The sequence below is a fragment of the Aeromonas sp. ASNIH8 genome (genome assembly GCF_002919855.1).
GTDB classification, from domain to species: domain Bacteria; phylum Pseudomonadota; class Gammaproteobacteria; order Enterobacterales; family Aeromonadaceae; genus Aeromonas; species Aeromonas caviae.
This window is the reverse complement of the sequence record NZ_PQLN01000173.1, coordinates 1-4,518: the sequence shown is the minus strand read 5'-3', so window position 1 is coordinate 4,518 and position 4,518 is coordinate 1. Positions and strand designations below refer to the sequence as shown.

Genomic DNA, 4,518 nt, shown 5'->3' with positions numbered 1-4,518 from the left:
TACTGGGTTGCATTGATAATAGTCATGGCTTCGGGCGTGTCGGTTTTTTTTTGCGATTAAATCAGATCACAAACGAAGCCTTTTTTCTATCTATTTCAATTGGTTGTAGCTAAAGATCCTGTACATGTGAAACGTTATTCCTCTCCTACAGCTGGCGACCGGCCTGCTCTTCCACAACTTCACTCACTGATGCCGAGTTATCCAATGCCGCGACTCAAGGCAATGGTAAGGCTCAATATGAGTTGGCCAAACGTCTGGCCAGCCAACCTGATTACCCCAATGCCATGCACTGGATGCAGCAAGCGGCAGAGCAGTCGGGCCCTTTGGCTGCCGATGAGCAGGTCCGTGCCAATGCTGCCTGGCATTATTACGCATTATTGGTCGTTTTTTTTGCAACAACCTTACCGGTAGTATTGTCCATGCGGTACTGCGAGATTGTTCCATCCAAAATGTGGTGAATAACTTCAAGGATGGTTGTCAATGGAGTATGGAACCACTCTCTCGGGGCATAGCTGGTGCCATCAACCCCCTTCAAGGTGATATCGAGGCGCTGCTTGGCGAGAAAACCGTGCACCAAGGTCTCCAATTTGTGGGTGTTCATGTTGAAACACTGGAATGCCGTGATGATCCTAACCGGGGCTTGCAGGAACGTCTTGTCTTTCTCGGCGTGCTTTATCCGGTCTTCGACGGTACCCTCGGTGAAACCTATCTTGTAGAGATTTTGCATGAAGGGCATCAATATAGGGTCCGTGCTCTTTGTCGCGAGCACATAGACAAAGCCGCTTGGAATGGGCGCGTAATTTGGCAAGAGGAGTTTGTCACCTAGCATGACCTTACGGCCCTCCTTGTCACGAATAAGCCCCTGGGTTAGTGACTGGTAGAGCATATGCAGCTCAGTGCCATTATCAAAAACCAGGTGAAGTCGTGCGTTATACCTCTCGTACTGTTCCAATCGTTCCCCAGCACTATGCACATAACCCATCACCCCATTCAGGATGAAGAAATCCCCAACCTGAAAACCATGCTCGTTTCGATAGCGCACGAGGGAGAACTCTTGGCCTTGCAGGCCCGTTTTCACGGTCTCAAACAGCGGCGCAAAACGAGCGAAATCTGGACAGGGCTGGCGCTGGGCTATCTCGTCAGGTAACGCCTTTTTTTCCCTAGGCACATGCTGCATGCTGAATATATCGGGAGCATCAAAATCCAATAACCCGAGGTCATCATCGGCAAAAATATCGTCCAGCGAGGTCACCAGCTCCGACGTATCAACGGTGGGTGCATTAACAGTCTCAAGAGCTACTCCCCTGGCAGGATATTGCTCATGCTCCTCGGCAACCATCCCCACTACTTCTATGCCTACCAGCAGACCATGGATATCCTGACCTGAAAGGGCACTGCATTGCTTTGGATCCGTGCGTATCGCCTGCAAGCGCCTTGCAAGACGCTTCTCGGGCATATCGGCACAGGTCGAGTTTTGGGGGGCTCTACCGTGTTGTTCAAAAAACGCCACGATATCCCCAAACTGGTTGCTCACAAGGTCAACTGGCGCACTTTTCGGTTTTAGGGGCTCTACATTGAGCAGACCCAATACATCGTCTTCGGCAAAGATATCTTCAAGAGACGCTTTGGGTTTGAGCTGATGCGATCGCAACAGGATCATTACTTAGTCCTCCTGTTTAGCCGCAGATTGTTGTTTCTTGTGTTTGATGTAGGCGAGCGCTTCTGCCAGTCGTACCTCGATGGGATCAGGCGCATGCAACGAAGGCGCACGCTGTTTTTGCTGAGTAAACGCCTTGATCCTCGGCCATAGCATGACGGCCTCCTCCTCGGAGAGTTGTGACTTGCTGGCGCTGACCGCTTCCTGAATGGTCTTGAGCATGGTGGCCGTCACGGATTTGGAGAGGATTTCATAGGCCCCGTGGAACGGGTTAACCGATTCGATCAGGTCGATGCTCAGGTTGTCGATGTTGATAAACTTCTCGCCGATTTTTAAGAACTGCTTACTGGCGGTCGCTTGATCATTGGCGGCATCGGGGCTTGCCCCTCCGATAGAGGTGGGGTTCGGGCTTCCTACAATCTCGGCATCGGGAGGCAAGTCACTTTCATTGATCAGCCCTCCCTGTTGATTGATATACATGCTTTGTAGCAGGCCGGAACGAACTTGCTCTATCTCATGGGGCAATAGATCGGGGTAGAGCTCCTGAATGACCGAGGGCAGTTCTAACTGAGTAAATACCTCGGGCGGAGCTGTTTCAGTAATTGCCTCTTTGACCACCTTCTCCTTGGCCATCAGTGCAGCCAGGATCTCCTCTTTGCCACCATTGAGAATATCTAACACTGTTTGCGAGACCGGCACGGTCGCATCACCAACGAGCACGGTATTGGGTGGCAACGCCTCCCCAGTCCACTGCGAGCGAGGCTTAAACTGAATACTGGGGGCTAGGATCTGCTCCATCAGCAGGGATGTCGTGATCGCCTTGAGCATGTTGTTGACTGACACTTTCACATCGTCATCCTGGGCATCGGGCTGGGCAATCAGGTTCGTGAACTGGGCGTGGGTCTTACCAGGACAATCACGGGTCGCACGACCGATGATCTGCACGACTTCGGTCAGCGAACTGCGATAGCCAATGGTCAGCACATGCTCGCAATAGGGCCAGTCAAAGCCTTCTTTTGCCATGCCAAGGGCAATGATGATGTCCATATCATCAGCCGATTGAATGGTGCGCAAATAAGCCTGCACCTTGGGGCGGTCATTATCGTCATCCACCAGATTGGCTACTTTGAGCAGCTTGCCGTCCTCTTTCCGTTTCACGCAGTAGATACCGGTGTCGGGATCTTTTGACTGCACATCGCCCAGCACATCCAAGATCGCATCGACCTCGGTATATTTGTCCTTGGTGGACTCACCAGAATTCACGTTCGGGATGTAAATAATGGTTTTCAGTGAAGCGTCCAACACCGAAGGCAGAGCACCGATATATTGACCCTGGTAGAAGTGGTAACCAATCCCGAGAGATTTCAGGTGCTGATAGCCGTTCAGTTGCTCGTAATAGGTGTAGGTGACCTTGGTAAACTGGGCTTCATCCTCTGGTGTCAGGATGGGCACGGTGTCGCCACGGAAGTAAGACCCCGTCATGGCCACAATATGCGCATTGGACTGCTGGATTAAACCGTCGAGTAGCGCGCCGAGGCGGCTATCTTCACTGGCGGAAACATGGTGGAACTCGTCGATGGCAATCAGGCAATCGTTAAACGAGGCTATATCAACTTCGTCAAAAGCGAAGCGCAGGGTGGCGTGGGTGCAGACAAGGATCTGGTCATAACTCTCCATAAAGCGCTTAAACGCGGCCACCTTGCTCTTTTCACCGCCATGAATGCAGAGATTGTTTTCAGGTTTAACCTGCCAGTTCGCAAAAAATCCGTATTCGGTCAACGCAGTGTCTTTAAACGACGCGCCGATAGACATCTCAGGCACCGCGACGATGACTTTGCGCAGGCCCTGATTGAGCAGCTTGTCCAACCCCAAAAACATCAGTGCACGGGATTTGCCGCAGGCGGGTGGCGCTTTGATAAGCAGGTAGGGGCTGTTGCGTTGAGCGAAGGTGCGGGCCTGCATCTCCCGCATTCCCATGTTGTTAAGCGCCGAGCTCTGCCCGTTCTGGGCATAGGTCACTTGCAAGATGTTTTCCATGCTTGAATCCTTGTCAAAATTGGCTAGAGGGTAGCAGCGGTGAGCTTTTCATAGAGTCCGAGCAGATGACTTACCCGCTCTGCCGCATCCTTGAATGGGCGGTCCCGATACAGCCTATCGACCGCTCGATCCAGAGCCTGGTGTGCTTCAAGCAGGCCAGCAGGCATTATGTCGGGGTCATAGAGTTCGGCCAGCGTCTTGCCGGGGTAATCCTCCCGGACCAGCTCGACTTCCTCTGCCAATCGCTCAATTTCTTTACGCTGATTTGCCGTAACGGTGGGCCAAGGAAAGGTGTTGTAAACGACCTTGTTACCATAGCTGTAATCACTTTTCATCCGCATCGCAACTAGTCGCATCCAATCGTTATGGATCATTGAGGAGAGAATGCCAAACTGATACAGAGTACCATTTGGAAGAATGAAATTTCGATCAGAGGAAATAACATCTGCATTTAAAAAACCCATTGGTATATAGGGTCGACGTTCAGATGAAACTCGAGGCACCAGAATGTAATCACCGGAAGTTGGTTGACTGACCTGCATAAAAACATGTGGTTTTTCGGCCATTTTTAAAGCCGCAGGATGACCAGCTTTGAGGCGAAGTTGTCGAATAGCCGAGATTCTTTTCATGACAGCTGGCATTGCCAGCAACTCATCCTCAGAAGCATCTAGCAGCCATAAACACCAACGTTCCTTGGCAGGGTGAGAGCGTGAACATTTTGTTAAATTTCACCCAGTTTTTTGAGACCCGCATTGAGTACCGTTTCCAGATATTCACTGCTCATTCCTGCGATTTTTTGCTTCCGTCTTACGCTCGCCTTGCGT

The 4,518-nt window shown here is 51.2% G+C and carries 2 protein-coding genes and 2 pseudogenes; 1 reads left to right on the top strand and 3 read right to left on the bottom strand.

What is annotated here, in order from left to right; all coding sequences use genetic code 11:
• Nucleotides 1–155: 155 nt before the first annotated feature.
• Nucleotides 156–362: pseudogene (locus C3418_RS24960) on the top strand (hypothetical protein); the annotation flags it as partial.
• A gap of 5 nt (nucleotides 363–367) precedes the next feature.
• Here the strand turns inward: C3418_RS24960 and C3418_RS22900 are convergent.
• The 3 genes and pseudogenes from C3418_RS22900 to C3418_RS22890 form a co-directional block, all read right to left on the bottom strand.
• Nucleotides 368–1,660, bottom strand: coding sequence for a GIY-YIG nuclease family protein (locus C3418_RS22900; RefSeq protein WP_103859346.1), 1,293 nt, complete (start codon nucleotides 1,658–1,660; stop codon nucleotides 368–370).
• Between the two features lie 3 nt (nucleotides 1,661–1,663).
• A complete protein-coding gene (locus C3418_RS22895; protein ID WP_073536818.1) occupies nucleotides 1,664–3,694 on the bottom strand; it encodes a DEAD/DEAH box helicase in 2,031 nt (676 codons plus the stop codon).
• 23 nt (nucleotides 3,695–3,717) lie between these two features.
• Nucleotides 3,718–4,377, bottom strand: a pseudogene (locus C3418_RS22890) (type IIL restriction-modification enzyme MmeI); the annotation flags it as partial.
• Between the last annotated feature and the right edge of the window lie 141 nt (nucleotides 4,378–4,518).

Coding starts and splice junctions, on each gene's coding strand:
- C3418_RS22900 (WP_103859346.1), bottom strand. CDS start 1,660: ATGATCCTGTTGCGATCGCATCAGCTCAAACCCAAAGCGTCTCTTGAA.
- C3418_RS22895 (WP_073536818.1), bottom strand. CDS start 3,694: ATGGAAAACATCTTGCAAGTGACCTATGCCCAGAACGGGCAGAGCTCG.